General features: G+C 67.0%; 26 protein-coding genes. 21 read left to right on the top strand and 5 right to left on the bottom strand.

Annotation, left to right across the window (positions count from 1 at the left end; genetic code table 11):
• Position 1: 1 nt before the first annotated feature.
• The 9 genes from AC1MFL_RS04440 (at position 2) to AC1MFL_RS04400 (ending at position 8,186) form a co-directional block, all read left to right on the top strand.
• Positions 2–934: a bifunctional methylenetetrahydrofolate dehydrogenase/methenyltetrahydrofolate cyclohydrolase gene (locus tag AC1MFL_RS04440; RefSeq protein ID WP_479813646.1), complete on the top strand. Its 933-nt coding sequence runs from the start codon at positions 2–4 to the stop codon at positions 932–934.
• A gap of 204 nt (positions 935–1,138) precedes the next feature.
• Positions 1,139–2,089, top strand: a complete 951-nt coding sequence (locus AC1MFL_RS04435; RefSeq protein WP_479813645.1) for an ABC transporter ATP-binding protein — start codon at positions 1,139–1,141, stop codon at positions 2,087–2,089.
• Positions 2,082–2,903 carry an ABC transporter permease gene (locus AC1MFL_RS04430; RefSeq protein ID WP_479813644.1) on the top strand — a complete coding sequence of 274 codons (822 nt, stop codon included), beginning with the start codon at positions 2,082–2,084 and terminating at the stop codon, positions 2,901–2,903. Before AC1MFL_RS04435 ends, AC1MFL_RS04430 begins: the two co-directional genes overlap by 8 nt.
• On the top strand, positions 2,900–3,733 hold the full coding sequence (locus AC1MFL_RS04425) for an ABC transporter permease (RefSeq protein WP_479813643.1): 834 nt from the start codon (positions 2,900–2,902) through the stop codon (positions 3,731–3,733). Before AC1MFL_RS04430 ends, AC1MFL_RS04425 begins: the two co-directional genes overlap by 4 nt.
• A 113-nt stretch (positions 3,734–3,846) precedes the next feature.
• On the top strand, positions 3,847–4,419 hold the full coding sequence (locus tag AC1MFL_RS04420) for a hypothetical protein (RefSeq protein WP_479813642.1): 573 nt from the start codon (positions 3,847–3,849) through the stop codon (positions 4,417–4,419).
• 10 nt (positions 4,420–4,429) lie between these two features.
• Positions 4,430–5,263, top strand: coding sequence for an exodeoxyribonuclease III (locus AC1MFL_RS04415; RefSeq protein WP_479813641.1), 834 nt, complete (start codon positions 4,430–4,432; stop codon positions 5,261–5,263).
• A 17-nt stretch (positions 5,264–5,280) separates the two neighbouring features.
• Positions 5,281–6,414 (top strand): tryptophan--tRNA ligase, encoded by a 1,134-nt coding sequence (trpS, locus tag AC1MFL_RS04410; protein WP_479813640.1) that lies wholly within the window; start codon positions 5,281–5,283, stop codon positions 6,412–6,414.
• 4 nt (positions 6,415–6,418) lie between these two features.
• Positions 6,419–7,075, top strand: coding sequence for a 2'-5' RNA ligase family protein (locus AC1MFL_RS04405; protein ID WP_479813639.1), 657 nt, complete (start codon positions 6,419–6,421; stop codon positions 7,073–7,075).
• A 103-nt stretch (positions 7,076–7,178) separates the two neighbouring features.
• Complete coding sequence (locus AC1MFL_RS04400; RefSeq protein WP_479815311.1) at positions 7,179–8,186, top strand: YihY/virulence factor BrkB family protein; 1,008 nt, start codon at positions 7,179–7,181, stop codon at positions 8,184–8,186.
• On the opposite strand, the gene AC1MFL_RS04395 is transcribed toward AC1MFL_RS04400, so the two are convergent.
• The 5 genes from AC1MFL_RS04395 to sdhC form a co-directional block, all read right to left on the bottom strand.
• Complete coding sequence (locus AC1MFL_RS04395) at positions 8,143–8,913, bottom strand: alpha/beta hydrolase family protein (RefSeq protein ID WP_479813638.1); 771 nt, start codon at positions 8,911–8,913, stop codon at positions 8,143–8,145. The two genes, AC1MFL_RS04400 and AC1MFL_RS04395, sit on opposite strands and share 44 nt — an antisense overlap.
• 96 nt (positions 8,914–9,009) lie before the next feature.
• Positions 9,010–9,792 (bottom strand): succinate dehydrogenase iron-sulfur subunit, encoded by a 783-nt coding sequence (locus tag AC1MFL_RS04390; protein WP_024365819.1) that lies wholly within the window; start codon positions 9,790–9,792, stop codon positions 9,010–9,012.
• Between the two features lies 1 nt (position 9,793).
• Positions 9,794–11,602: a succinate dehydrogenase flavoprotein subunit gene (gene sdhA, locus AC1MFL_RS04385; protein ID WP_479813637.1), complete on the bottom strand. Its 1,809-nt coding sequence runs from the start codon at positions 11,600–11,602 to the stop codon at positions 9,794–9,796.
• Positions 11,603–11,729: 127 nt separating this feature from the next.
• Positions 11,730–12,218, bottom strand: a complete 489-nt coding sequence (locus AC1MFL_RS04380; protein WP_479813636.1) for a succinate dehydrogenase hydrophobic membrane anchor subunit — start codon at positions 12,216–12,218, stop codon at positions 11,730–11,732.
• A 2-nt stretch (positions 12,219–12,220) separates the two neighbouring features.
• A complete protein-coding gene (sdhC, locus tag AC1MFL_RS04375) occupies positions 12,221–12,601 on the bottom strand; it encodes a succinate dehydrogenase, cytochrome b556 subunit (protein ID WP_079553238.1) in 381 nt (126 codons plus the stop codon).
• A 314-nt stretch (positions 12,602–12,915) separates the two neighbouring features.
• On the opposite strand from sdhC, the gene AC1MFL_RS04370 reads away from it, so the two are divergent.
• The 12 genes from AC1MFL_RS04370 (at position 12,916) to AC1MFL_RS04315 (ending at position 26,147) form a co-directional block, all read left to right on the top strand.
• Positions 12,916–14,061: a mannose-1-phosphate guanylyltransferase gene (locus tag AC1MFL_RS04370; protein WP_479813635.1), complete on the top strand. Its 1,146-nt coding sequence runs from the start codon at positions 12,916–12,918 to the stop codon at positions 14,059–14,061.
• Positions 14,062–14,243: 182 nt separating this feature from the next.
• Entirely contained in the window at positions 14,244–15,443 is a 1,200-nt protein-coding gene (locus AC1MFL_RS04365; protein WP_479813634.1) for an amidohydrolase, read from the top strand.
• 200 nt (positions 15,444–15,643) lie between these two features.
• Positions 15,644–16,093 (top strand): MarR family winged helix-turn-helix transcriptional regulator, encoded by a 450-nt coding sequence (locus tag AC1MFL_RS04360; RefSeq protein ID WP_479813633.1) that lies wholly within the window; start codon positions 15,644–15,646, stop codon positions 16,091–16,093.
• A 142-nt stretch (positions 16,094–16,235) separates the two neighbouring features.
• Positions 16,236–16,667, top strand: coding sequence for an organic hydroperoxide resistance protein (locus AC1MFL_RS04355; protein WP_479813632.1), 432 nt, complete (start codon positions 16,236–16,238; stop codon positions 16,665–16,667).
• Positions 16,664–17,695 carry an NADP-dependent oxidoreductase gene (locus AC1MFL_RS04350; RefSeq protein ID WP_479813631.1) on the top strand — a complete coding sequence of 344 codons (1,032 nt, stop codon included), beginning with the start codon at positions 16,664–16,666 and terminating at the stop codon, positions 17,693–17,695. The genes AC1MFL_RS04355 and AC1MFL_RS04350 overlap by 4 nt, the downstream gene beginning before the upstream one ends.
• A gap of 282 nt (positions 17,696–17,977) precedes the next feature.
• Positions 17,978–19,087 carry a BMP family lipoprotein gene (locus AC1MFL_RS04345; RefSeq protein ID WP_479813630.1) on the top strand — a complete coding sequence of 370 codons (1,110 nt, stop codon included), beginning with the start codon at positions 17,978–17,980 and terminating at the stop codon, positions 19,085–19,087.
• A gap of 167 nt (positions 19,088–19,254) precedes the next feature.
• Positions 19,255–20,907, top strand: a complete 1,653-nt coding sequence (locus AC1MFL_RS04340) for an ABC transporter ATP-binding protein (RefSeq protein WP_479813629.1) — start codon at positions 19,255–19,257, stop codon at positions 20,905–20,907.
• A complete protein-coding gene (locus AC1MFL_RS04335) occupies positions 20,900–22,318 on the top strand; it encodes an ABC transporter permease (protein WP_479813628.1) in 1,419 nt (472 codons plus the stop codon). The genes AC1MFL_RS04340 and AC1MFL_RS04335 overlap by 8 nt, the downstream gene beginning before the upstream one ends.
• Positions 22,315–23,652: an ABC transporter permease gene (locus AC1MFL_RS04330; RefSeq protein WP_479813627.1), complete on the top strand. Its 1,338-nt coding sequence runs from the start codon at positions 22,315–22,317 to the stop codon at positions 23,650–23,652. Before AC1MFL_RS04335 ends, AC1MFL_RS04330 begins: the two co-directional genes overlap by 4 nt.
• 2 nt (positions 23,653–23,654) lie before the next feature.
• Positions 23,655–24,059, top strand: a complete 405-nt coding sequence (locus tag AC1MFL_RS04325) for a cytidine deaminase (RefSeq protein ID WP_479813626.1) — start codon at positions 23,655–23,657, stop codon at positions 24,057–24,059.
• Positions 24,056–25,378 (top strand): thymidine phosphorylase, encoded by a 1,323-nt coding sequence (locus AC1MFL_RS04320; protein ID WP_479813625.1) that lies wholly within the window; start codon positions 24,056–24,058, stop codon positions 25,376–25,378. The genes AC1MFL_RS04325 and AC1MFL_RS04320 overlap by 4 nt, the downstream gene beginning before the upstream one ends.
• A gap of 133 nt (positions 25,379–25,511) precedes the next feature.
• The gene (locus tag AC1MFL_RS04315) at positions 25,512–26,147 is read left to right on the top strand and encodes a DedA family protein (RefSeq protein ID WP_479813624.1); all 636 of its coding nucleotides are present in this window, start codon (positions 25,512–25,514) and stop codon (positions 26,145–26,147) included.
• Positions 26,148–26,183 lie beyond the last annotated feature (36 nt).

The following is a 26,183-nucleotide window of genomic DNA, read 5'->3' as shown; positions in this document are numbered from 1 at the left end:
CATGACTTCCGCTGAGACTGCACAAACGGCAGCCACCGCACAGATCCTCGACGGCCGGGCCACCGCCGCGGCGATCAAGGCCGAACTGACTGAACGCGTCGCCCTCCTCAAGTCCAAAGGCATCGTCCCGGGCCTCGGCACCATCCTGGTCGGCTCCGACCCGGGCAGCACCTGGTACGTCGGCGGCAAGCACAAGGACTGCGCCGAGGTGGGCATCACCTCGATCCGCCGCGACCTGCCGGAGGACACCACGCAGGAGGAGCTCCTGGCCGTGGTCCGGGAGCTGAACGAGAACCCGGAATGCACCGGCTACATCGTCCAGCTCCCGCTGCCCAAGCACATCGACCAGGACGTCATCCTGGAGGCCATGGACCCTGACAAGGACGCAGACGGCCTGCACCCGATGAACCTCGGCCGGCTGGTGGCCAACGTCAGCGGCCCGATGAAATCCCCGCTGCCGTGCACCCCCAAGGGCTGTGTGGAACTCCTCACCCGGCACGGCATCAGCCTCAACGGCAAACGCGTGCTCGTGGTGGGCCGCGGCGTCACCATCGGCCGGCCGGTGGGACTGCTGCTGACCCGCAAGGACGTCAACGCCACGGTCATCCTGGCCCACACCGGGACCGTGGACCTGCCCGCCGAACTCCGGCAGGCCGACGTCGTGATCGCCGCGGCCGGCCAGCCGCACATGATCAAGGCGGCCGACCTCAAGCCGGGCGCCATTGTCCTCGACGTCGGCGTCAGCCGCGTCGATGACGGCTCCGGCAAGGCCGTCGTCACCGGGGACGTGGACCCGGCGGCGGCCGGCGTCGCCGCCTGGCTGTCCCCGAACCCCGGGGGAGTCGGCCCGATGACCCGCGCCATGCTGCTGGCCAACGTGGTGGAAACCGCGGAACGCCACTTAGCCGATGCGGGCGCCTCCGGCGCGGCCTGAGTCTCCGGACGCCAGGGCGCCACTCCGTACGGGGGTGGCGCCCTTGCGGTTTTAAGCCCGGGACAGCTTTAATTCCCCGACAGCAGGGAACGGCAAACACCCGGATTTTTTACGAAAAGACTCTTTCATAGTTCGCCGGTTTCAACTACCGTGATTCGGGTGCCTGAACTCGACTCGAAAGAATTCTCCCTCAAGGAAGCTCACGTGAGCAGCCCCGCTGAAACCGGCCCGCCGCAGTATGTGATCACCGCCGAGAACCTGACGAAGCGCTACGGCGACGTGGCCGCGGTCGACGGGATCTCCTTCTCCGTCCCCGCCGGCGAGGCATTCGGCCTGCTTGGCCCCAACGGCGCCGGCAAATCCACCACCATGAAAATGATCGGCGCGGTGTCCCAGCGCACCTCCGGAAGCCTCAGCATCATGGGCCTGGACCCCGACCTGAACGGGCCGGAAGTCCGGGCGCACCTGGGCGTGGTCCCGCAGCAGGACAACCTGGACGAGGAACTCAGGGTCCGGGACAACCTGCTGGTCTACGGCCGCTACTTCGGCCTGCCGATGAGCTACCTCAGGCCCAAGGCCGACGAGCTGCTGGAGTTCGCGCAGCTCACCGACAAGGCGAAATCCAAGGTGGACGCGCTCTCCGGCGGCATGAAGCGCCGCCTCACGATCGCGCGCTCCCTCATCAACGAACCCCGGATCCTGCTCCTGGACGAGCCCACCACCGGCCTGGACCCGCAGGCGAGGCACATTCTCTGGGACCGGCTGTTCCGGCTCAAGGAGCAGGGCGTCACCCTGATCCTCACCACCCACTACATGGACGAGGCCGAGCAGCTCTGCGACCGCCTGATCGTGGTGGACAAGGGCAGGATCATGGCCGAGGGATCCCCGGCGAGCCTGATCCGTGAGTACTCCACCCGGGAGGTCCTTGAGCTGCGCTTCGGCTCGGAACGCAACGCCTCCGTCGGCGCCGAACTGGAGGGCATCGGCGAACGGGTGGAAACCCTGCCCGACCGGGTCCTGATCTACGCGCACGACGGCGAGGCAGCCCTTGAGGAGGTTTCCGCCCGCGGGCTGCGCCCGGTGACCTCGCTGGTGCGCCGGTCCTCGCTCGAGGACGTCTTCCTGCGCCTGACCGGCAGGAGCCTCGTTGACTAGCGCCCATTCCCCCGAGGTCTCGGCGGCCCGGGCCAGGCGCTGGGGCTCGCTCTACTTCGCGGAACATGTGCTCCGGGTGATGAAGAGCTACGGCTGGACCATCGTGATGTACGGCGTGGGGCAGCCGGTCGCCTACCTCTTCGCCATGGGGGTGGGCCTGGCGACGCTGGTCGACACCGGCAGCGGGGCCGTCTTCGGCGGGGTCAGCTACCTGACCTTCATCGCGCCGGCGCTGCTGATCTCGGCCGCGGTGATGTCCGCGGCGAGCGAGTTCACCTTCCCGATCATGGACGGGTTCAAGTGGCGCCGGGTCTACTACGGGCCGCACGCCTCGCCGCTGACGCCCCAGCAGATCGCGCTCGGTCAGGTCATCGCCGTCACGGTGCGCTTCCTGCTGCAGTCCGCGATCTACTTCGGTGTGGTGGCGCTGTTCGGGGCGTCGCCGAGCCCCTGGGGCTGGGTGGCTATCCTGGTCGCCACCCTCGCCGGGCTCTCCTTCGGGCTGCCGCTGATGGCCTATGCCGCCTCGATCACGCAGGACAAAGGCCAGTTCGCCATGGTCATGCGCTTCCTCGTGATGCCGCTGTTCCTGTTTTCCGGCACCTTCTTCCCGCTGGACACCCTGCCGCTGACGGTGCGCTGGATCGGCTGGATATCCCCGATCTGGCACGGCACCGAGCTGGGCAGGGTCTTCAGCTACGGCTACCAGGAGGCCCCGCTGCTGACCGTCGCGCACGTCGTGTACCTGCTGGCCCTCGCGGTGCTCGGCTGGGTCCTGACCAAACGCCAGTTCATCAAAAGGATGGCCGGATGAGCGCCGCCGCCACCAGCCACAGCGACACCGAGGCCGCGCGCAACCGGAAGTTCGGGCCGCTGTACTCCCGGAACGTCCGCGCCGTCGTCGCCCGCGGGCTGATGGCCACCAAGAGCAGCAACTGGATGGTCATGCTCTCGGGCTTCTTTGAGCCCGTGCTCTACCTGATCGCGATGGGCGTCGGGCTGGGCGCCATCGTCGGTACGGTGCAGGGGCCCGGCGGCGGGGAAATTTCCTACGCCGCCTATATCGCCCCGGCACTGCTGGCCGTGTCCGCGATGAACGGTGCCGTCTACGACTCCACCTGGAACGTCTTCTTCAAGATGAACTTCTCCAAGCTGTACCAGGGCATGCTCTACACCTCGCTGGGCCCGCTGGATGTCGCGATGGGGGAGATCTTCCTCGCCCTGCTGCGCGGCCTGATGTACGCCACCGGCTTCACTGCCGTGATGGGCCTCATGGGGCTGCTCACCACGCCGTGGGCCATCCTGATGATCCCGGCCGCGGTGCTGATCGCCTTCGGATTTGCCAGTTTCGGCATGGGCATCACCAGCTTCATGAAGACGTTTCAGCAGATGGACTGGATCAACTTCGTGATGCTGCCGATGTTCCTGTTCAGCGCCACCTTCTACCCGCTTACCGTCTATCCGGAGTACATCCAGTGGTTCATCCAGGCGATGCCGCTGTGGCACGGCGTGGACCTGCTCCGGCAGATCAGCGTGGGAGCCTTCAGCCCGGCGACCGCCATCCACGTCGGCTACTACCTCGCGATGATCGCCCTCGGCATGCTGCTGACCACCGGCCGGCTCCGCAAGCTGTTCCTCAAGTAGGGCCGGACCCGGCCGTCCCCGCCGCGGGCGTTCGCCCGGGAGCGTTCGCCCCGGAGCGTTCGCCCGGGGTGGAAGCGGGCGGGCGCGCCGCGAGGGTTTGCGATAATAGGCTCATGCAATCTCTGGGCAACTCCGCGTCTTCCAAGCCGTCCGCGTACAACACCGCCACGGGCAAGTTCTCCATGTTCCGCATCAGCGGACCGGGGATGATGGTGTTCATCATCGCCTTCGTCGTCGCGGTCATCTTTGCTGCGAACCAGAACGACGTCGTGGGCTGGATCGTGGCGATCATCGCGGGCTTCTGGCTGGCTCTGGCCTCCTTCGTGGTCTTCAGCATCCAGAAGGCGGCCAGGAAGGCCGGTGCCAAGCTCGCCGAAGCGCAGAACGCCTTCAACGCGGCGGCCGGCCGGGCGCCGGCGTCGGGCAGTGTGGACCACGGCAGCACCCGCCTCATGGAGGTCCGCCGGGAAGCGGACGAGGTCCGGGACCTGAAGCTGGACCACTCGTTCAAGATCGTGCAGGTGCAGGTCCGCGTCGTCGAACAAGAGCGGGCGAAGGGCAGCGCCTCGGACCAGGAAACGATCCGCCGGGCGCTCGAGACCATCGAGATTACCGCCACCAACGCACGGGACATGATCAGGTCCGCCGGCGGCGACGAGCCCGTCTCCGGAACCATTGTCGACTAGAGTGGATCGGGTGAGCTCGGCATTGAAGAAGGACAACCTTCGCATCGCATCAGTCAACGTCAATGGCCTTCGTGCCGCCTACAAGAAGGGCATGGCGGAATGGCTTGAGCCGCGCGAAGTGGACATCCTCTGCCTGCAGGAAGTCCGTGCGCCCGATGCGATCGTCCATGAGCTGCTCGGCGAGGGCTGGTACATCCTGCACGCCGAAGCCGAGGCCAAGGGCCGCGCCGGCGTCGCCATCGCCTCCCGCACCGAACCGCTGCAGACCCGCGTGGGCATCGGCGACGACTACTTCGCCACGGCCGGCCGCTGGGTCGAAGCCGACTACACCGTCCGCAACGCCGAGGGCGAGGCCTCCCAGCTGACCGTCGTGAGCGCCTACGTGCACTCCGGGGAGGCAGGCACCCCGAAACAGGACGACAAGTTCCGATTCCTCGACGTGATGGCCAGCAGGCTGCCCGAGCTGACCAAGCACAGCGACCACGCCCTCGTGGTGGGCGACCTCAACGTCGGCCACACGGAACTGGACATCAGGAACTGGAAGGGCAACGTCAAACGTGCCGGCTTCCTGCCCGAGGAGCGCGCCTACTTTGACCGCTTCTTCGGCGAGGACATCGGCTGGAAGGATGTTCACCGGGGCCTGGCGGGCGCCGTCGAGGGCCCCTACACCTGGTGGTCGCAACGGGGCCAGGCCTTCGACAACGACACCGGCTGGCGCATTGACTACCACATGGCCACGCCCGCTCTCGCTGCTGCCGCAGTGTCAGCCGTTGTAGACCGGGCGCCGTCCTGGGACACACGCTTCTCCGACCACGCCCCGCTGGTAGTGGACTACCGGCTCTAGCCTTAAGGCCCCCACGAATGACCTCTTCTTCCACTGTGACCCCCGTGACCGACGCCGCCGCCGGATCTCCTGCCGCCGGAACCGTCACCGCCGCCACCCCTGCCACCCACGGCTCTGCTGTCCCCCTGGGGGTCCGCCAGCGCGTCCTCTCCGGCATGCAGCCCTCCGCGGACTCCCTGCATCTGGGCAACTACCTCGGCGCCCTGGTGAACTGGGTCCGGATGCAGGACGAGTACGACGCGATCTTCTTCATCCCGGACCTGCACGCGATCACCGTTCCGCAGGACCCGGCCGAACTGGCCCACCGCACCCGGGTCACTGCCGCGCAGTACATCGCCGGCGGTGTCGACGTGGACAAGTGCACACTCTTCGTCCAGTCCCAGGTGCCCGAGCACGCCCAGCTGGCCTGGGTCCTGAACTGCATCACCGGCTTCGGCGAGGCCTCCCGGATGACCCAGTTCAAGGACAAAGCCTCCCGGCACGGCTCGGAGCAGGCCAGCGTCGGGCTCTTCACCTACCCGGTGCTGCAGGCCGCGGACATCCTCCTCTACCAGCCCCACGGTGTGCCGGTGGGCGAGGACCAGCGCCAGCACGTCGAACTCAGCCGCGACCTGGCCCAGCGGTTCAACAGCCGCTTCGGTGAGACCTTCAACGTCCCGGCGCCCTTCATCCAGAAGGAATCGGCGAAGATTTACGACCTGCAGAACCCCACCGCCAAGATGTCCAAGTCGGCGGAATCACCGGCGGGCCTGATCAACCTCCTGGACGATCCCAAGGTCATCGCCAAGCGGATCAAATCCGCGGTAACGGACGCGGAGACGGAGATCCGCTTCGACCGCGAGGCCAAACCGGGGGTCTCCAACCTGCTGACCATCTACTCCGCCATCACCGGGCAAAGTGTCGAGGCCATCGTCGCCGCCTACCAGGGCAAAATGTACGGCCACCTCAAGGTCGACCTCGCCGAGGTCGTGGCGGAACGGCTGACCCCCATCCGGAACCGGGCCAACGAGCTGCTGAACGACCCCGCGGAACTTGACCGGCTGCTGGCCCTCGGCGCCGACAAGGCCCGCGAGATCGCCTCGGTCACCCTGCGGGACGTCTACGCCAAGGTGGGTTTCCTGCCCTACGCCGGAACCCACGGGGCCCGCTAGGCCAATGTCCTCCGTCAGCAAAGTCACCGCTAACGAGCCAAAACGCAGCGCGCGTGCCGTCAGCAGCGCCGGCCAGGAATCCCATCCGGACGGCGGACAGCGCACCGACGGCGTCAGCATCGGCGTGATCCTGGGGTTCCCGGACGAAATCGCCGAGGAACTCCAGCGCTGGCGCGCCTCCTTCGGCGACCCGATGGCGGCCGTCATCCCGGCGCACATCACCCTCGTGACCACCACCATGACGCAGGACTGGGAAGCCACCCGCAACCACGTGCGTGAGATCGCGAGCAAGCAGGAGCCCTTCAACGTGACCATCGCCGGCACCGGATCCTTCCGGCCCGTGTCCCCGGTGGTCTTCCTCAACGTTGAAGACGGCTTCGGTGACTGTGTCAGCCTGCACCAGCAGCTCCAGACCGGGCCGCTGGAGCGGGAACTGCCCTTTGCCTACCATCCGCACGTCACCGTCGCGCACGACGTCGCCCCGGAAAGCCTCGATGAGGCCGAAACGGTGCTCAAGGATTACCGGGCCACGTTCCCGGTGGCTAGCATGGGACTTTACGAGCACGACGACAACGGCATTTGGCAGCTACGGGAAGAGCTTGACTTTGGGACCGAACCTGACGACGACGGGGGCCAGGACGGTGCAGCAGGCGCCCACTGAGCCGCCGCTTCCCACCGAGCTGGCCCGGCTGAAACTGGAAGTCATCCGGAAACGGGTTGAATGGGGAAAGGTCCGGCGCTCCGGCGGCGGCCGGATGGCGTCGATGATGGCGATGGTGCCGTGGCTGCTGGCCCGGGCCAACACCTTCCGTCCGCTCCGCGCCTTCCAGCACTACAACCTCCAGCACGGTCCCCTGATGAGCGCCGGCATCGGGTTCAGGATGTTCTTCTCCATCACGGGTCTGCTGGCCACCGGCCTCTCCCTGGCAGGTCTTGTCCTCAGCGGACAGCCGGCCCTGCTGGACCAGATCATCAGGAGCGTGGCCAAGACCGCGCCCGGTCTCCTGCAGGTCGACGGCGGCGAGGGGCTGGTTGATCCCTACCAGCTGCTGAACCCTTCCAGCCTTGGCTGGGCTGCTGTGATCGCCGCCGCGGTGACTGTCTTTACGGCCCTGGGCTGGATCAGCGGCATCCGTGACGGCGTGCGGGGCATGATGCGGCTGGGCCCGCGGGGGATGAACCCGGTTCTGCAGATCCTGCGCGACGCCGGCACGCTCCTGCTGCTCGGCGCGGCCCTGGTGGTCAGCGCGGCTGCCTCCCTGGTGTTCGGCACGGCGGCGGGGTGGGTGACCGAGAAGCTGAACCTGGATCCGCTGCTGGCCGGTCCGCTGACGACGTCGGTCACGATCATCGTGCCGCTGCTGCTCGGCTGGGGCACCGCCCTGATCATGTTCCGGGTGGCCGCCGGGCTCAAGCTGGCCCGCCGCTCGCTCCTGGAAGGGACCATCCTTGCTGCGGTGGGGACCACCGTGCTGCAGATCTTCAGCACCCAGCTGCTGGCCAGTGCCGGACGGAACCCCATCCTGGCGCCCTTCGCCATCATCATCGGCCTGCTGATCTGGTTCAACCTGGTCAGCCAGGTCTACCTGGTCAGCGCCTCGTGGGTGGCGATCCGCGAGGAGGACCTCAACCGGGAGCCGGGGAACAAAAAGACCGGCTGGGGCGCCCGCCAGGTCCAGCCGGGCAAGACCCCGGTGGACGCCGGCGAGGTCCGTCCGCCGGCCGCGGCTACGCGGTGGCGTCGAGGTACTGGTCGGCCCACGCTGAAATAATCTTCGCGGCACGGGCGGCCTGTCCCTTGGCGGTCAGCAGATGGTCGCTGCCCTCGAGGGAGACGAAGCTGCGCGGATGCCGTGCGGTCTGGAAGATGGTGCTGGCGTTCTCGATGCCCACGGTGTTGTCGGTGGGGGAGTGGAGCACCAGGAGCGGCTTTCCCAGCTGCCGGATGCAGTCCGTGAGGTCGGCGTTCTCCAGGTCCTCCACGAAGTGCCGGCGGATCTCCACCCGTTTGCCGCCCAGGTCCACTTCCGCGCTGCCCTCGCTGAGGATCCGGTCCAGGGCTGCGTCAAAGACGTGGGCCACATGCTTGGGTGAGAACGGGGCCCCCACGGTGGCGACGGCGTCGAGCTCCGGGATCTGCCGCGCGGCCGAGAGCACCGCGGCCCCGCCGAAGGAATGACCCACCAGCAGCGAGACCGGCCGGCCTGACTCGCGCATGAATTCGGCCGCCTTCACGGTGTCCGCGACCTTGTGGCTGAAGGAGCCCTCCGGCCAGAGCCCGGCGGATTCGCCGAGACCCAGGTTGTCGAAGCGGAGCATGCCCACCCCGCTGTCCGCCAGCGCCTTGCACATCCTCGAGGCCGACGGGCTGTCCTTGCCCAGCGTGAAGCCGTGCGAGAACACCCCCCAGCCTTTCACCGGCCCCTCCGGGACGTCGACGATGCCGGAGAGCAGTTCGCCGGTGGAACCCTGGAAGGAGACTTTTTCGGAGCGGGACACGTGGGCCCTTTCGTTCAGCGGTACGACGACGACGGCGCCCCCACCTGGAAGGTGGGAGGCGCCGTCGTCGTTGTTCTTTAGGTTCTGGAGCAGCTGCTAGATCTTGCGGGACAGGATGGCCTGCTTGACCTCGGCGATGGCCTGCGTGACCTGGATGCCGCGGGGGCAGGCCTCGGTGCAGTTGAAGGTGGTGCGGCAGCGCCACACGCCTTCCTTGTCGTTGAGGATCTCCAGGCGCATGTCGCCGGCGTCATCCCGGGAATCGAAGATGAAGCGGTGCGCGTTGACGATTGCCGCCGGGCCGAAGTACTGGCCGTCGGTCCAGAACACCGGGCAGGACGAGGTGCACGCGGCGCAGAGGATGCACTTGGTGGTGTCGTCGAAACGCTCCCGGTCCTCGGCGGACTGCAGGCGTTCCTTCGTGGGCTCGTGGCCCCGGTTGATCAGGAACGGCATGACCTCGCGGAAGGACTGGAAGAACGGTTCCATGTCCACGATCAGGTCCTTCTCCACCGGGAGGCCCTTGATCGGCTCGACCGTGATGGGCTTGGACGTGTCCAGGTCCTTCAGCAGGGTCTTGCAGGCGAGGCGGTTGCGGCCGTTGATGCGCATGGCATCGGAGCCGCAGACACCGTGGGCACAGGACCGGCGGAAGGAGACGCTGCCGTCGATCTCCCACTTGATCTTGTGCAGGGCGTCCAGGACACGGTCGGTGCCGTACATGGTCACGTGGAAGTCATCCCAGGTGGACTCGTCGGAGACCTCCGGGTTGTAGCGGCGCACCCGCAGGTGGACGTCGAAGGACGGGATGTCCCCGCCACCCCCGATGTGCGCGGGCAGTTCGATCTTGGAGGCTGGCTCAGCAAGTTCAGCGGTCATCTTAGTACTTCCTCACCATCGGCTCGTAACGCGTAAAGACCACCGGTTTGGTGGCAAGCCGGATGCCGGCTGTTGTTTCTGCGGTCCCCGCAGTGCCATCCGCCGGAGCATGCTTTTCCTTGTACGCCATGGAGTGCTTCATGAATTTTTCGTCGTCGCGCTCGGGGAAGTCCTCGCGGAAGTGTCCGCCGCGGGATTCCTCGCGGTGCAGGGCCGCCACGGTCATGACCTTGGCGAGCTCCAGCAGGAAGCCCAGTTCCACGGCCTCGAGCAGGTCCAGGTTGAAGCGCTTGCCCTTGTCCTGGACGCTGATGCGCTGGTACCGCTCCTCGAAGGACGCGATGTCCGTCAGGACCTGGTTCAGCGTGTCGGCGGTGCGGAACACCTGCATGTTGGCATCCATCGTGTCCTGCAGTTCCTTGCGGATTGCAGCGACCTTCTCGGTGCCGTCGGAGGTGCGGACGTGGTCCAGCAGGTCCAGCGTGTAGGCCTCCGGGTCAAGGGGGAGGTCCACGAACTCTGCGGTCTTGGCGTACTCCGCGGCGGCAATGCCGGCGCGCTTGCCGAAGACGTTGATGTCCAGCAGCGAGTTGGTGCCCAGCCGGTTGGAACCGTGCACGGAGACGCAGGCGACCTCACCGGCGGCGTAGAGGCCCGGGACAACCGTGTCGTTGTCCTGGAGCACCTGGGCGGTGATGTTGGTGGGGATGCCGCCCATGGCGTAGTGCGCCGTCGGGAAGACCGGTACCGGCTCCGTGTACGGCTCGACACCCAGGTAGGTGCGGGCGAACTCGGTGATGTCCGGCAGCTTGGCGTCGATGTGCGCGGGCTCAAGGTGCGTCAGGTCCAGCAGGACGTAGTCCTTGTTCGGGCCGCAGCCGCGTCCCTCACGGACTTCGTTGGCCATGGAGCGGGCCACGATGTCGCGGGGGGCGAGGTCCTTGATGGTGGGGGCGTAGCGCTCCATGAAGCGCTCACCCTCGGAGTTGCGCAGGATCGCGCCTTCGCCGCGGGCGGCCTCGGAGAGGAGGATGCCCAGGCCGGCCAGGCCTGTCGGGTGGAACTGGTAGAACTCCATGTCCTCCAGCGGGATGCCGCGGCGGAACGCGATGCCCATGCCGTCACCGGTCAGGGTGTGGGCGTTGGAGGTGGTCTTGAAGACCTTGCCGGCGCCGCCGGTGGCGAACACCACGGACTTGGCCTGGAAGACGTGCAGTTCGCCGGAGGCGAGGTCGTAGGAGACGACGCCGGCGACGCGCTTCTGCTTGTACGTGGTGCCGTCCTCGCGGACAGCGTCCTCCTCGACCGTCAGCAGGTCCAGCACGTAGTACTCGTTGTAGAACTCCACGTTGTGCTTGACGCAGTTTTGGTACAGGGTCTGCAGGATCATGTGGCCGGTGCGGTCTGCGGCGTAGCAGGCGCGGCGGACCGGGGCCTTGCCGTGGTCGCGGGTGTGGCCACCGAAACGGCGCTGGTCAATGCGGCCCTCGGGCGTGCGGTTGAACGGCAGGCCCATCTTTTCCAGGTCCAGGACGGCGTCGATCGCTTCCTTCGCCATGACCTCGGCGGCGTCCTGGTCAACCAGGTAGTCGCCGCCCTTGATGGTGTCGAAGGTGTGCCACTCCCAGTTGTCTTCCTCGACGTTGGCCAGGGCCGCACACATGCCGCCCTGCGCCGCACCGGTGTGGGAGCGGGTGGGGTACAGCTTGGTCAGTACCGCTGTTTTGGCGCGCTGACCTGATTCGATCGCCGCGCGCATCCCGGCGCCACCGGCACCGACGATGACGACGTCGTACTTATGGACCTGCATACCAGACGCTCTTTCTCTCAAAATTCGCTAACAACACCGGCCGGCGGAGCCAGCCCGGTGAAACCTCGTGGAAATCCGGTGCCTGCCCCGGGCAGGCACCGGATCGGTTGCCGCTGGGGCTGCGCCGCTACGGGGAGGGGCAGAAGCCGCCGGGCAGCTGGACCCCGTTGACCACGGGGCACGGGTCAAAGGTGAAGATGACCATGGTGCCCAGGATGATGATGACGGTGGTGGCTGCGTAGAGCACGACCTTCAGCCACAGGCGCGTGGCGTCCTTTTCGGCGTAGTCGTTGATGATGGTGCGCACACCGTTGGTTCCGTGCAGCATGGCGAGCCACAGCATGGCCAGGTCCCACACCTGCCAGAACGGGTCCGCCCACTTGCCGGCCACGAAGCCGAAGTCGATCGCGTGGATGCCTTCGCCGACCAGCAGGTTCACGGTCAGGTGTCCGAAGATCAGGACGACCAGGACGACGCCGGAAAGCCGCATGAAGAGCCAGGCAAGCATTTCGAAGTTGCCCTTGGAACCGCCGGTGCGGCGGTACTGCGGAGCGATCCGGTCGCTGCCGACCTTGGCGCCGCCACTTCGTGGGCTCTTAATCTGCGTTGCACTCATGGCTAGTGACCTCCAAGGGCGAGGGAAAGGTGGCGGATGGAGAAGCCCACCATGACGACTACCCAGAGACCGAGCACCGTCCACAGCATCTGGCGCTGGTACTTCGCGCCCTTCTTCCAAAAGTCGACGGCGATGATCCGCAGGCCGTTAAAGGCGTGGAACACGATCGCTGCGACAAGGCCCGTTTCACCCAGGGCCATCAGGGGGTTCTTGTAGGCACCAATCACGGCGGTGTAGGCCTCGGGGGACACACGCACCAATGAGGTGTCCAGCACATGGACCAACAAGAAGAAAAAGATCACTACACCGGTAATGCGGTGTCCAACCCAGGACCACATGCCTTCACGGCCGCGGTACAAGGTGCCAGCTGGTTTTGTCGGCACTGAATAAACCTCCCTGCAACACAGCGGCGCTGGCATGGGATCCACGCGGGGGGAACGCCTGCTGCGAGAGCACTCGTAAGCTCAAGCCTAAATCTAGGCTTCGCCCACAGCTTATTCAATTCAGCCACCGCTTGGTGACGGCGCCCGGCGCGGTTTTCGTCCAGTTTTGAGACGAACGCCACATTTCCTTGTCCGCCGGAAGCGCCCGTACCGCTTCCGGTCTGCTTCCGGTCTGCGGCCCCGGAAGACCGTGATGTGTCGTGTCCGCCGCCGGGTCGGGGACTGTTTCGGTCCGTTCAGCTAAAGTAGCCGTGATGAATACAGACAAAGCGACAAGCCAGGACTCACTTCAAGGCTCGGCCCTGGGCCGATTTATTGCGGTGATTCCGGCAGGCGGTGTGGGGACCCGCCTCTGGCCCCTGTCGCGTGCTGCAGCCCCCAAGTTCCTTCACGACCTCACGGGCTCGGGCAGTACCCTGCTGAGGTCCACCTACGACCGGCTCGAGCCGCTCGCCGGAAAACACATGCTCGTGGTTACCGGGATGGCGCACCGGGACGCGGTCTGCCGCCAGCTCCCCGAGATCGACGACGCGGACCTGGTGCTCGAGAGCGAGCCCAAGGACTCCGGCGCCGCCATCGGCCTGGCCGCCGCGATCCTGCACGAACGCGATCCGGACACCATCATGGGCTCCTTCGCGGCGGACCAGGTCATCAGCCCGGACGCACTGTTCCACGCGGCCGTCAGGGAAGCCATCCACGCCGCGGCGGCCGGCAAGATCGTCACGATCGGCATCAAGCCCACCCACCCCTCCACCGGCTTTGGCTACATCCGGGCCGGGAAGAACCTCGGCGTTGACGGTGCCCCCAGCGCCCAGGCCGTCGTTGAGTTCGTGGAGAAGCCCAGCGAAGAGGTCGCCCAGGAGTATGTCGACAGTGGCGAATACGTCTGGAACGCCGGCATGTTCGTGGCCCCCGTCGCGCTGATGCTCAAGCACCTCGAAGCCAACCAGCCCGAGCTTTTCGCCGGCGTGCAGGAAATCGCCCGGGCCTGGGACACCCCGCAGCGCGACGAGGTCAAGGCCCGTATCTGGCCCACCCTCCCCAAGATTGCGATTGACTACGCCGTGGCCGAACCGGCAGCGGCCGCCGGCGACGTCGCCGTCGTTCCCGGCACCTTCCGCTGGGACGACGTCGGGGACTTCGCCTCGGTGGGCCGGCTCAACAGCGCCAAGGAAGTCAAGGACGTCACCGTGATCGGCGAGGGCGCCCGCGTCTTCACCGAGGACGCGAGCGGCGTGGTGGTCTCCGATACCAAACGGGTGATCGCGCTGATCGGCATCAAGGACGTCGTCGTTGTCGATACCCCTGACGCCTTGCTGGTCATGCACAAGGAACACTCCCAGCGCGTGAAGCAGGCCGTCGATGCACTCAAGGCCAGCGGCGACACGGACGTGCTGTAGTTTCCGGAGACGGCGTCCGGCGGCGTCAGTTTCCGGAGTCAGCGTCCGGCGTCCTTTAATCTGCGGAGCCGTGCGGGATTTCGGGCCCTGCCCTGACCTTCGGCGGGGCCCGGAGTGTTTCCCGATCCGTAACGCGCCGTACGCGATGCCGCTATTTTTTGTGCGCTCGCTAGAGTTGTCCCGTGCGCAACTACTCCACTGAAACTGACCCCACCACATTGGTGGGGCCGTGGCTCGAGCCCCTGCTGCCGGAACTGATCGCCTTCCGCCGGGACTTGCATGCGCACCCTGAACTGTCGTTCAAGGAGTTCCGCACCACGGACAAGCTCGCGAAACGGCTTGAGGAAGCGGGCCTAAAGCCGCGGCGCCTCGAAGGCACAGGCCTGACGGTGGACATCGGGGACGGTCCGATCGCCACCGCCCTGCGCGGCGACATCGACGCACTGCCCATCATCGAGGAAACAGGTCTTCCCTTCGCTTCGAAGAACCATGGCGTCACGCACGCCTGCGGTCACGACGTGCACACCGCCACCATGCTCGGCGCGGCCCTGGTCCTGCAGCGCATGCACGAGGAGTCGCCGCTGCGCGGCACCGTGCGGATCATCTTCCAGCCGGCCGAGGAAACCATGCCCGGCGGCGCCCAGAGCTGCATCGAGCAGGGCGTCCTCGATGGTGTTCCCCGGATCTTCGCCCTGCACTGCGACCCCCGGATCGAAGTGGGCAAGATCGGCACCCGGATCGGCGCCATCACCTCCGCCTCGGACACGATCAAGATCGAACTGACCGGCCGCGGCGGCCACACCTCACGGCCGCACCTGACCGAAGAGCTCGTCTTCGCCCTCGCGCAGATCGCCATCAACGTTCCCGCCGTGCTCTCCCGCCGCGTCGATGTCCGCAGCGGCGTCTCCGTGGTCTGGGGCCACATCTCCGCAGGCTCCGCGCCCAACGCCATCCCGGCCAGCGGCTACATGGCGGGCACCATGCGCTGCCTGGACCGCGACGCCTGGCACAGCGCCGGGGTCATCCTCGACGAGGTCGTGCAGCAGATCGCCGCTCCGTACGGTGTCGATGTCCACCTGGAACACACCCGCGGCGTGCCTCCCGTGGTGAACTCCGAGCACGAGACCGCCCTGATCGAAGCCGCGGCCCGCGCCGAGATCGGCGAAGGCGCAGTGGTCCTGACGCCGCAGTCCATGGGCGGCGAAGACTTTGCGTGGTTCCTCGCTGACCTCCCCGGCGCCATGATGCGCCTGGGCACCAAGACGCCCGGCGGCGAGGAGTACGACCTGCACCGCGGCGACTACATTCTTGACGAACGCGCCCTGGGCCTGGGCATCAAGGTGCTCACCGCCGCGGCCCTGCGCACCCTCCGCGACCTCTAGGCCCCTGCCGCCAGCGGCGCCGCCGTTCTGCGCCGCGCCCGGCTCGCCCTCGTACTTCCCACCCCCAGCCGGCCCGCTCCCGCCGAGGTGAGAGCACGTGCCCGTCGTCGGGCGCTTCATGGGCGCGAACTCTGACCTCGGCGGGGGTGTCGGGACGTAGATGAGTTGTGCACAACTTAATTGTGGACTATCGTATAGCTATGACCGATGGTTTCCCGCTTAACGCCCCCCGGCTGGACCGGCAGCTTTGCTTCGCGATGTACTCGGCCTCCCGCGCCGCCACCGCGGCGTACCGGCCGGTGCTCGACGAGCTCGGCCTGACCTACCCGCAGTACCTCGTCATGCTGGTGCTCTGGGAAGAGGAGCCGCGCAGCGTCCGCGAACTGGGGGAGGAGCTGGGCCTTGACTCCGGCACGCTGTCCCCGTTGCTCAAGCGGCTTGAGTCCCTGGGCCTTGTGGAACGGCGGCGCTCGGCCGAGGACGAACGCCGGGTTGAGGTCTTCCTGACCGAGGCCGGCACCGCTCTCAGCGCCCGGACCACCGGCATCCCGCAACGGCTCGCCGACGCGGCCGGGCTCTCGCCCGCGGAGCTAGACCAGCTCCGCGAGACCCTGGCCCGGCTCACCGCCGCGCTGCACGGCTCCCGCTGAAGCCCCCCCGCGTCGGGGTGGCGGACGCCGCCGACGTCGGAATCGCGGGAGGCGCGCCAGCTCGCCGGAAGTTTACGGCGCCTGCGCAGGCGTCCGGCGAGTTCGCCGCGGGCCACCAGATTTTCCCAACAGATTGGATCCCATGAAAACCCTTTACACGGCTGAGGCGCTGGCCTCGGGCGAAGGCCGTGACGGCACCGCCGTCACCAAGGACGGCAAGCTCAAGGTGACCCTGGCCAGCCCCGTGGAACTCGGCGGCAACGGCGAAGGCACCAACCCCGAGCAGCTTTTCGCGGCGGGCTACGCGGCCTGCTTCCACTCCGCCTTGCGGCTCGTCGGCCGCCAGGCCAAGGCGGACCTGACGGATTCCGCCGTCGCCGCAAGGATCCACCTCGGCGCCCTCGCCGACGGACCCGGCTTCGGCATCGCCGCGGAACTCGAGATTGCCCTGCCCGCCGTGGACCGGGAAACGGCCGAGGCCCTCGTGGCCAAGGCGCACGAAGTCTGCCCCTACTCCAATGCCACCCGTGGCAACATCACTGTCGACATTACGATCCTGGAGGTCGCCGCATGAGCACCATCACCGAAACCGCCACCCTTCCCGCCACCACCCGCGAGATCCAGCTGGCATCCCGCCCGCACGGCCGCCCCGTGCCGGAGAACTTCCGCCTTGCCGATACGGCCCTGCCCGAACTCGAGGACGGCCAGGTCCTGGTCCGCAACCTCTTCATCTCGGTGGACCCCTACATGCGCGGCCGGATGAACGATGTCAAGTCCTACTCGGCGCCGTTTGCCCTCGACGCCGCGCTAGACGGCGGCGCCGTCGGCGAGGTCATCGCCTCCCGGTCCGCTGACCGCAAAGTGGGCGACACGGTGGTCCATTCACTGGGCTGGCGCGAATATGCCGTGCTCGACGCCGGTGCCACCACCCCTGCCCGCACCGACCTCGCCCCCGCGACGGCCTTCCTCGGCGCGCTTGGCATGACCGGCCTGACGGCCTACGCCGGCCTGATCAAGGTCGCCGGCAACAAGCCCGGCGAAGTCGTCTTCGTCTCCGGTGCCGCCGGGGCGGTCGGCTCCCTGGTCGGCCAGATCGCCAAGGCCATGGGCGCGTCCAGGGTCATTGGCAGCGCCGGCTCTCCGGAAAAAGTGGCGCGGCTGCTGGAGCTGGGCTTCGACGCGGCGTTCAACTACCACGATGGCCCGGTTGCCGAGCAGCTCGCCGCGGCCGCAGGCGAACGCGGGATCGACGTGTACTTCGACAACGTCGGTGGGGAACACCTTGAAGCGGCGCTGTCGGCGCTTACCGTCGGTGGCCGGGTGGCGATGTGCGGAGCCATTTCGCAGTACAACTCGACCGAGCCCACACCGGCCCCGCGGAACCTCATGCAGGCCATCGGCAAGCAGCTGACCCTCAAAGGCTTCCTGGTCAGCGGCTACTGGCAGTACATGCCCGAGTTCGTGGAGGCCATGTCCGGCTGGCTCGCCGACGGCACCGTCCGGTACGACGAGACCATTGTGGACGGACTGGAGAACGCCCCGCAGGCCTTCATGGATCTGCTGGACGGCGCCAACACCGGCAAGATGCTGGTCCGCGTCTAAGGCGCCTCGCCCAAAAAGGCTGACAGCTGCAAACCCCGCCCCGGTGAATCCGGGGCGGGGTTTGCCGTCCCTACCGCTTGGTAACAAGTTCTCAACAATCTGTGGAATTGCTGTGAACTGTGCTACTTAGATGTGTCGCAGGACACTAGTGTTGCTTCCATCAGTGCGCCTTGGCGCAGTGCTGCGAAATCCATCAGTGAAAACAGCGTTTCAGCGGCAACCCCGCCAACAGACACTCATTGAGCTCCGTCGTAGCGCCTACTCTTTCTTCCTGGAGGAAAATTGAAGAACTCTCTGCGTGCAACCTTCAAGCGCGGTTCCATGGCCGGGGTCGCCACCGCGGGTGCGGCTGCCCTTCTGCTGACCGGCTGCGGAGCCGCCCCGACCGCCAGCAGCAGCGCCACGCCGTCGGCCAGCAACTACACCGGCTGCATCGTTTCCGACTCCGGTGGATTCGACGACCAGTCCTTCAACCAGTCCTCATACGAGGGTCTGAAGAAGGCCGAGAAGGATCTGGGCATCAAGGTCAACCAGGCCGAGTCCAAGACCAACAACGACTTCGAGCCCAACCTGCGCGCGATGGTCACTGCAGGCTGCAACCTGACCGTCACGGTCGGCTTCCTGCTCGGTGACGCCACCAAGGCCCAGGCAACGGCGAACCCGGACAAGCACTTCGCCATCATCGACTTCGGCTACGAGACCCCGATCAGCAATGTCAAGCCGATCATCTACGACACGGCCCAGGCTGCATTCCTGGCGGGCTACCTCGCGGCCGGCACCACCAAGACCGGAACGGTCGCCACCTTCGGCGGCATCAAGATCCCCACCGTCACCATCTTCATGGACGGCTACGCCGACGGCGTCAAGTACTACAACGAGAAGAACGGCAAGGACGTCAAGGTGCTGGGCTGGGACAAGGCCAAGCAGGACGGTTCCTTCACCGGCGACTTCGAAAAGCAGGACAAGGGCAAGCAGTTCACCCAGAACTTCCTGGACCAGGGCGCGGACATCGTGATGCCCGTCGCCGGTCCGGTGGGCAAGGGTGCGGGCGCGGCCCTGAAGGAAGCCAAGGCAGCAGGCAAGGACGTCAAGCTCATCTGGGTTGACTCCGACGGCTTCCTCACGGCTCCGGATTACAAGGACATCATGCTCTCCTCCGTCATGAAGCTGATGGGCGAGGCCGTCGAGACGGTCGTCAAGCAGGACAAGGACGGCCAGTTCAGCAACACGCCGTACGTCGGCACCCTCGCGAACGACGGCGTGCAGCTGGCCCCGTTCCACGACATGGATTCCGCGGTTCCGGCCGAAGTGAAGACCCAGCTGGAGCAGATCAAGAAGGACATCGCCGACGGCAAGCTGAAGGTTGAATCCGAAGCCAGCCCGAAGGTCTAACTCCCTCCGCCAAGCGCCACGGCCCGTCCGGTCATCCACCGCACGGGCTGTGGCGCTTTTCGTTGAGCGGACCGACTCCGCTTCCGGTTGCAGGCACTAGGCTGTTCCTGCAGCCCCATCATCCGTCCGGGCAAGGCCAGCCGGACACCTCGAGATTGGTCAGGGTTTTGAAACTTGAACTCAAGGGGATCACCAAACGCTTCGGCTCCCTGGTAGCCAACGATCACATCGATGTGGTTGTTGAACCCGGGCAGATTCACTGTCTGCTCGGCGAAAACGGCGCGGGTAAGTCCACGCTGATGAACGTCCTGTACGGGCTGTACGAGCCTACCGAGGGCCAGATCCTCGTCGACGACAAACCCGTCACTTTCCGCGGCCCGGGCGACGCCATGGCCGCGGGCATCGGCATGGTGCACCAGCACTTCATGCTGGTCCCGGTCTTCACGGTTGCCGAAAATGTCGCCCTGGGGGCGGAAACCACCACGGCCGGAGGATTCCTCAACCTCGATGACACCCGCCGGAAGATCCAGGAGATCTCCGACCGGTATGGCTTCGACGTCGACCCCGACGCGCTGATCGAGGACCTGCCGGTGGGGGTGCAGCAGCGGGTGGAAATCATCAAGGCCCTCGTCCGCGACGCGAAGGTGCTCATCCTCGACGAGCCCACGGCGGTGCTCACCCCGCAGGACACCGATGAGCTGCTGGATATCATGCGCCAGCTCAAGAGCCACGGAACCTCGATCGTCTTCATTTCGCACAAGCTCCGCGAGGTCAAGGCAGTTTCCGACACCATCACGGTGATCCGGCGCGGCAAGGTGGTCGGCACTGCAGATCCCGGCGCCTCGACGACGGAACTGGCCTCCATGATGGTGGGCCGCGCCGTGAACCTGACACTGGACAAGGCCCCGGCCAAGCCCCAGGAGACCACCTTCGAGGTCAAGGACCTGACCGTGATCGCGCCCAGCGGCCAGCACGTTGTGGACGGCATCAGCTTCGACATCGCCCGCGGCGAGATCCTCGCCATCGCCGGCGTCCAGGGCAACGGCCAGACGGGGCTGACCGAGGCCATCCTGGGCCTCCAGGACCGCGTCCACGGCTCCATCCTGCTCGACGGCGAGGAGCTCCTGGGCCGCAGCGTCAAGGAAGTCCTCAACGCCGGCGTCGGCTTCGTGCCGGAAGACCGCTCCGTCGACGGGCTGATCGGTACCTTCTCGATCGCCGAAAACCTGATCCTGGACCGCTATGACCAGGCCCCGTTCGCCAAGGGCATCAGCATGAGCCCGGCAAAGGTCCTGGAGAACGCCAAGACGAGGATCGATGAGTTCGACGTGCGCACCCCGTCGGGTTCGCTGGCGGCCGGCACCCTCTCCGGCGGCAACCAGCAGAAAGTAGTGATGGCCCGGGAGCTCTCCCGGCCGCTGCGGCTCTTCATCGCCTCCCAGCCCACCCGCGGCGTGGACGTCGGATCCATCGAGTTCCTGCACAAGCGCATTGTCGCAGAGCGCGACCACGGCACCCCGGTGATGATCGTCTCCACCGAACTGGACGAGGTGATTGACCTCGCCGACAGGATCGCCGTCCTCTATAAGGGCAAACTCGTCGGCATCGTCCCGGCCGGCACCGGGCGCGGCGTCCTCGGCCTGATGATGGCCGGGCTGTCCCCGGAGGACGCCCTCGGCGACACCGCCGGCAGCCACGCGGTACCCACCGCGGACACCACCGCGGGGAGCCCCGCCGCACCCCAGGCAACAAACCAAGCGCCCGCCGCCCAGCCAGTGCAGGAGTCCCGCTCCGGCGCCGTAGGAGACGACCATGAGTGAGAACAACGAGCCGCGACGCACGGCTGAACCGGGCCCGGACCGGATTCCGGCAGCTCAGTCCCCGAAATCGCTGGCGACCGACGCGGACATTGAGACCCCCGACGCGGAGGACGCCGCCTTTGTCACCGCGCTGGACACCGCCGGCGGGGCGATGCAGCCGTCGGCGGTTCCGGTCTCGGCGCAGAGCGGAACCCTCCCCGGAGCCGAGGAGCCGGACTCGGTTCTGCGCAAGATCTTCACCGGCAACGGCGTGGTGACCATCCTGGCCGTCCTCCTCGCCCTGATCCTGGGCGGACTGCTCATTGCCAGCACGGACAAGGTGGTCGCGGCCACGTCAAGCTACTTCTTCGCCCGGCCGGCCGACTTCCTGTCCGCCGTCTGGTCGGCCGCCACCGGCTCCTACGTAGCGCTCTTCCAGGGCTCGGTCTTCAACCCGCGGGGGAGCGGGGTGGGCGGACAGTTCGCCCCGCTGATGGAGACCCTCACCATCGCCACCCCGCTGATCACCGCCGGCCTCGGCGTCGCCCTGGCCTTCCGCGCGGGCCTGTTCAACATCGGTGCCCAGGGCCAGATCATCATGGCCGGCATCCTGGCCTCGTGGGTGGGCTTCGCCCTGCACCTGCCGGTGGGGCTCCACCTGCTGCTGGTCCTGCTCGCAGGCGTCATCGGCGGCGCCGTCTGGGGCGGCCTGGTGGGCGTGCTCAAGGCGAGGACCGGGGCCCATGAGGTCATCCTGACCATCATGTTCAACTACATCGCCCTCTACTTCGTCCGGTACCTCCTCGATTCGGAGGCGTTCCAGCGGCCTGGCGAAACCACCCCGATCTCCCCGATCCTGGACCCGACAGCGGTGTACCCGCAGATCTTCGGCAGCCAGTACCGGCTGCACATCGGCTTCCTGCTGGCCATCGCCGCGACAGTGTTCGTCTCGTGGCTGCTGAACCGCTCGACCCTCGGCTTCGAGTTCCGCGCCGTCGGGGCCAACCCCAAAGCGGCCCTGACTGCCGGCATCAATGTTCCCCGCGCCACCATCCTGGTGATGGCCATCGCCGGCGGCCTGGCCGGGCTGGCCGGCGTCGCGCAGGTGGCAGGGACCGAAAAGGTCCTCACCGACGGCGTCGCGGCGACCTACGGTTTTGACGCCATCACCGTCGCGCTGCTGGGACGTTCGACGCCGTGGGGCACCTTCGCCGCCGGTGTGCTGTTCGGCGCCTTCCGCGCCGGCGCGGTCCAGATGCAGATCCAGACCGGAACCCCGATCGACATCGTCCTGGTGGTCCAGTCGCTGATCGTGCTGTTCATCGCGGCGCCGCCGCTGGTCCGGGCGATCTTCGGACTCAACCCGCGCAAGAAGAAGGCCGCACCCGCCGGCAAGTCCCCGAAGGCAGCAACCACCGGAGGTGCAGCATGAGCACAACAGCTACCTCTCCCGTTCCGGGAAAACCCCTCAAGCCACAGCAGGGGCCACCGCACCCGGACAGGAACCGCAAACCGGCGGTGTCCGCCAAGCCGGTCACCTGGAAGCTGCCGGTGACGCTGGCCGTGCTCGCCGTCGTCGCATTCATCGTTTTTGGCCTGCTGGGCCCCCATGGGACTGCCAAGTTCGGCATTTCCTCCGGCGGGGACTTCTTCCAGCTGCCCGCGATCGAAGTGCCCGCCTACCTCGCCGGCATGCTGCTCTCCGTGATCATGCTGGGCCTCGCGGGCTACGCCATGTTCCTGAAGACGAAGAACGCCCGGCCGCCCCGCTGGCTGCCGGTCGTGTTTACAGTCCTCTTCGTGGTCTCCTTCCTGATCTGGGTCGTGGGCGGCGCCAGGACCCCCAGCATCTCGCTGGCCGGCCTCATCGCCGGCTCCGTGACCCTGGCCGTGCCGATCGTTTTTGGGTCCCTGTCCGGTGTCCTGTGCGAACGCGCCGGCGTCGTGAACATCGCCATCGAAGGCCAGCTCCTGGGCGGCGCCTTCACGGCAGCGATCGTGGCCAGCCTGACGGACAACCCGTACCTGGGCCTGCTCGCGGCGGCCGTTGCAGGCGCCCTCGTGTCCATGGTCCTGGCGGTGTTCAGCATCAAGTACGTGGTGAACCAGATCATCGTCGGTGTGGTGCTCAACGTCCTGATCTCGGGCCTCACCGGGTTCCTGTTCAGCACCGTGATGCAGGCCAACAAGGAAATGTTCAACTCGCCGGGCCGGCTTCCCATCATCGAAATCCCGGTCCTGTCCAGCATCCCGGTCCTCGGCCCCATCCTCTTCAAGCAGTCCGTGGTGGGTTACCTGATGTACGTGGCCGTGGTTGTGGTGTGGATCGGGCTGTTCAAGACGAAGTGGGGCCTGCGTGTCCGGGCTGTGGGCGAGCACCCGCAGGCCGCCGACACGCTGGGCATCAAGGTCAACGCGACCCGGTTCTGGAACGTCACCCTCGGCGGGGCCGTCGCCGGGATCGGCGGATCGTTCTTCACGCTTGTGGCGATAGACAGCTTCACCAAGGAGATCTCCGGCGGCCGCGGCTTCATCGCCCTCGCCGCGATGATCCTGGGGCGCTGGAATCCGATCGGGGCGTTCTTCGCCGCGCTGCTGTTCGGCTTCGCCGACAACCTGCAGAGCATTGTGACGATCATCGGCACCCCGGTGCCGAGCCAGTTCATGGCCATGCTGCCCTACCTCGTGACCGTCTTTGCCGTCGCCGGACTGGTCGGCCGGTCCCGGCCGCCGGCCGCCGACGGCATACCGTACGTGAAGGGTTGACCATGGCACGCACCACCGTCGACTGGGCCGCCCTCGAGGCCGCCGCGGCCGCCGCCATGAAGAATGCCTATGCGCCGTATTCGAAGTTCGCGGTGGGGGCAGCTGCCCTCACCGCGGACGGCCGGATCGTGAGCGGCTGCAATGTCGAAAACGCCAGCTACGGGTTGACCCTGTGCGCCGAGTGCGCGCTGGTCGGCAACCTGCACATGACCGGAGGCGGCCTGCTCCGCGCCTTCTACTGCGTCGATGCCGGCGGCAACGTCCTCATGCCGTGCGGGCGCTGCCGGCAGCTGCTCTACGAATTCCGGGCTCCCGACATGGAGCTCATGACCACCCAGGGAATCAAGACCATGGACCAGGTCCTTCCCGATGCCTTTGGCCCCCAACACCTGGAGGAACCCCGGTGACACCAACCCCGCACAAGACCGAAGCGTTCGACGCCGTCGACATCATCCGCATCAAGCGGGACAAAGGCGTGCTCAGCCCCGCCCAGATCGACTGGACGATCGACGCGTACACCCGCGGCGCGATCGCCGACGAGCAGATGGCCGCCCTGAACATGGCGATCCTGCTCAACGGCATGGACCGGGCCGAGATCTCGCGCTGGACGGCGGCCATGATCGCCTCCGGTGAACGGATGGACTTCTCCAGCCTGCGCCGGCCCGACGGCAGTGTGAAGCCCACCTCCGACAAGCACTCCACCGGCGGCGTCGGCGACAAAATCACGCTGCCGCTGGCACCGCTGGTGGCGGTCTTCGGCGTGGCCGTTCCACAGCTCTCCGGCCGCGGCCTCGGCCACACCGGCGGCACCCTGGACAAGCTCGAAGCGATCCCGGGCTGGCGCGCGGCGCTGAGCAACGAGGAAATGCTGGCCCAGCTCCAGGACGTCGGCGCGGTCATCTGCGCCGCCGGCGCCGGACTCGCCCCGGCCGACAAGAAGCTCTACGCCCTCCGGGACGTCACGGGGACGGTCGAGGCCATCCCGCTGATCGCGTCCTCGATCATGAGCAAGAAGATCGCCGAAGGCACCGGTTCGCTGGTGCTGGACGTCAAGGTCGGCAGCGGCGCCTTTATGAAGGACGAGGCACGCGCCCGCGAACTCGCCGAGACCATGGTGGCCCTGGGCAAGGACGCCGGGGTCAACACCGTGGCCCTGCTGACCAACATGAACACGCCGCTGGGACTCACCGCGGGCAACGCGATCGAGGTCGAGGAATCGGTGGAGGTGCTGGCCGGCGGGGGTCCGGAAGACGTCGTCGAACTCACCGTCCGGCTCGCCGAGGAGATGCTGGCCTGCGCCGGCGTCCATGACGCCGATCCCCGGGCCGCGCTCCGGGACGGCCGCGCCATGGACGTCTGGAACCGCATGATCGAGGCGCAGGGCGGGGACCCGCGCGCCAAGCTTCCCGTCGCCAGGGAATCTGAGGTCATCTACGCGCCGGCCGACGGCGTGCTGGTGGAACTCGACGCGATGGCTGTCGGCGTCGCCGCCTGGCGGCTCGGCGCCGGGCGCGCCCGCAAGGAAGACCAGGTCCAGGCCGGCGCCGGGGTGCGGATGCACGCCAAGCCGGGCGCCCTGGTCCGGGCCGGCGAGCCGCTCATGACCCTCCTGACAGATACCCCGGAGAGGTTCGAACGGGCCAAGGCAGTGCTGGAACACGCCGCGGTGATTGCCCCGGAAGGCTCCCGCCCCGCGCAGCAGCTCATCATCGACCGGATCGCCTGATTCCCCCCGTTGCCCTATCACTTTTGGTCCCCAACCGCCCGGTTTGACCGCCACAAGTGATAGGGCAAGCTGCGGCGAGGGCCCCGCAGTACACTGGCACGACAGCCGTCCACCCGTTGTTTGTTAGGAAACCGTGCAGGCAATCAACGACTTCATCCTGGCCGCCGCAGGGCAACCCTGGGTGCTCCTCCTCGTGTTCGTGTGCTGCGTGATTGACGGCTTCTTCCCGCCCATTCCGAGCGAATCGGTGGTGGTCGGACTCGCCGCAGTAGCGGCCGCCGCCGACATCCCCAACCCGGCACTGCTGGCCGCCACGGCCGCGGCGGGCGCCTTCCTTGGCGACAACATCGCCTACCTCCTCGGCCGGGGTGCCGGCACGCAGCGCTGGGCCTGGATGCGCGGCCCCCGCATGCAGCGGGCCTTCCGCTGGGCCGGAACCGAGCTGCGCAAACGCCCGGCCTCCCTGATCCTCGTGGCACGCTTCGTCCCGATCGGCCGGGTGGCGGTCAACCTCACGGCCGGCGCCACAAATTTCCAGCGGTCACGCTTCGTCGGGCTGACCGTGCTTTCCGCTGTGCTGTGGGCAGGCTATTCCGTCGCGATCGGCCTCTTCTTCGGCCAATGGTTCGAAGAGAACCATCTGCTCGGCGTCATCGTCGCCGTCATCTGCGCGATCGGCCTGGGCATCCTCGTGGACCGCGTCATCGGCAAGCTGCGCCGGCCGCTGCCGGAAGCGGCCGAACAGCCCGCCCCGCCGGCGGAGCCCTAGACCAACGAGGCCACGACAAACGTAAGATTTATCTGA

It is taken from the genome of Arthrobacter sp. BG3 (assembly GCF_056680185.1).
Note: the sequence above shows the minus strand (reverse complement) of the source record. Positions and strands in the feature narration are given on the sequence as shown.

Coding starts and splice junctions, on each gene's coding strand:
- AC1MFL_RS04440 (WP_479813646.1), top strand. CDS start 2: ATGACTTCCGCTGAGACTGCACAAACGGCAGCCACCGCACAGATCCTC.
- AC1MFL_RS04425 (WP_479813643.1), top strand. CDS start 2,900: ATGAGCGCCGCCGCCACCAGCCACAGCGACACCGAGGCCGCGCGCAAC.
- AC1MFL_RS04420 (WP_479813642.1), top strand. CDS start 3,847: ATGCAATCTCTGGGCAACTCCGCGTCTTCCAAGCCGTCCGCGTACAAC.
- trpS (WP_479813640.1), top strand. CDS start 5,281: ATGACCTCTTCTTCCACTGTGACCCCCGTGACCGACGCCGCCGCCGGA.
- AC1MFL_RS04405 (WP_479813639.1), top strand. CDS start 6,419: ATGTCCTCCGTCAGCAAAGTCACCGCTAACGAGCCAAAACGCAGCGCG.
- AC1MFL_RS04400 (WP_479815311.1), top strand. CDS start 7,179: ATGATGGCGATGGTGCCGTGGCTGCTGGCCCGGGCCAACACCTTCCGT.
- AC1MFL_RS04390 (WP_024365819.1), bottom strand. CDS start 9,792: ATGACCGCTGAACTTGCTGAGCCAGCCTCCAAGATCGAACTGCCCGCG.
- sdhA (WP_479813637.1), bottom strand. CDS start 11,602: ATGCAGGTCCATAAGTACGACGTCGTCATCGTCGGTGCCGGTGGCGCC.
- AC1MFL_RS04380 (WP_479813636.1), bottom strand. CDS start 12,218: ATGAGTGCAACGCAGATTAAGAGCCCACGAAGTGGCGGCGCCAAGGTC.
- AC1MFL_RS04370 (WP_479813635.1), top strand. CDS start 12,916: ATGAATACAGACAAAGCGACAAGCCAGGACTCACTTCAAGGCTCGGCC.
- AC1MFL_RS04360 (WP_479813633.1), top strand. CDS start 15,644: ATGACCGATGGTTTCCCGCTTAACGCCCCCCGGCTGGACCGGCAGCTT.
- AC1MFL_RS04355 (WP_479813632.1), top strand. CDS start 16,236: ATGAAAACCCTTTACACGGCTGAGGCGCTGGCCTCGGGCGAAGGCCGT.
- AC1MFL_RS04350 (WP_479813631.1), top strand. CDS start 16,664: ATGAGCACCATCACCGAAACCGCCACCCTTCCCGCCACCACCCGCGAG.
- AC1MFL_RS04335 (WP_479813628.1), top strand. CDS start 20,900: ATGAGTGAGAACAACGAGCCGCGACGCACGGCTGAACCGGGCCCGGAC.
- AC1MFL_RS04330 (WP_479813627.1), top strand. CDS start 22,315: ATGAGCACAACAGCTACCTCTCCCGTTCCGGGAAAACCCCTCAAGCCA.
- AC1MFL_RS04325 (WP_479813626.1), top strand. CDS start 23,655: ATGGCACGCACCACCGTCGACTGGGCCGCCCTCGAGGCCGCCGCGGCC.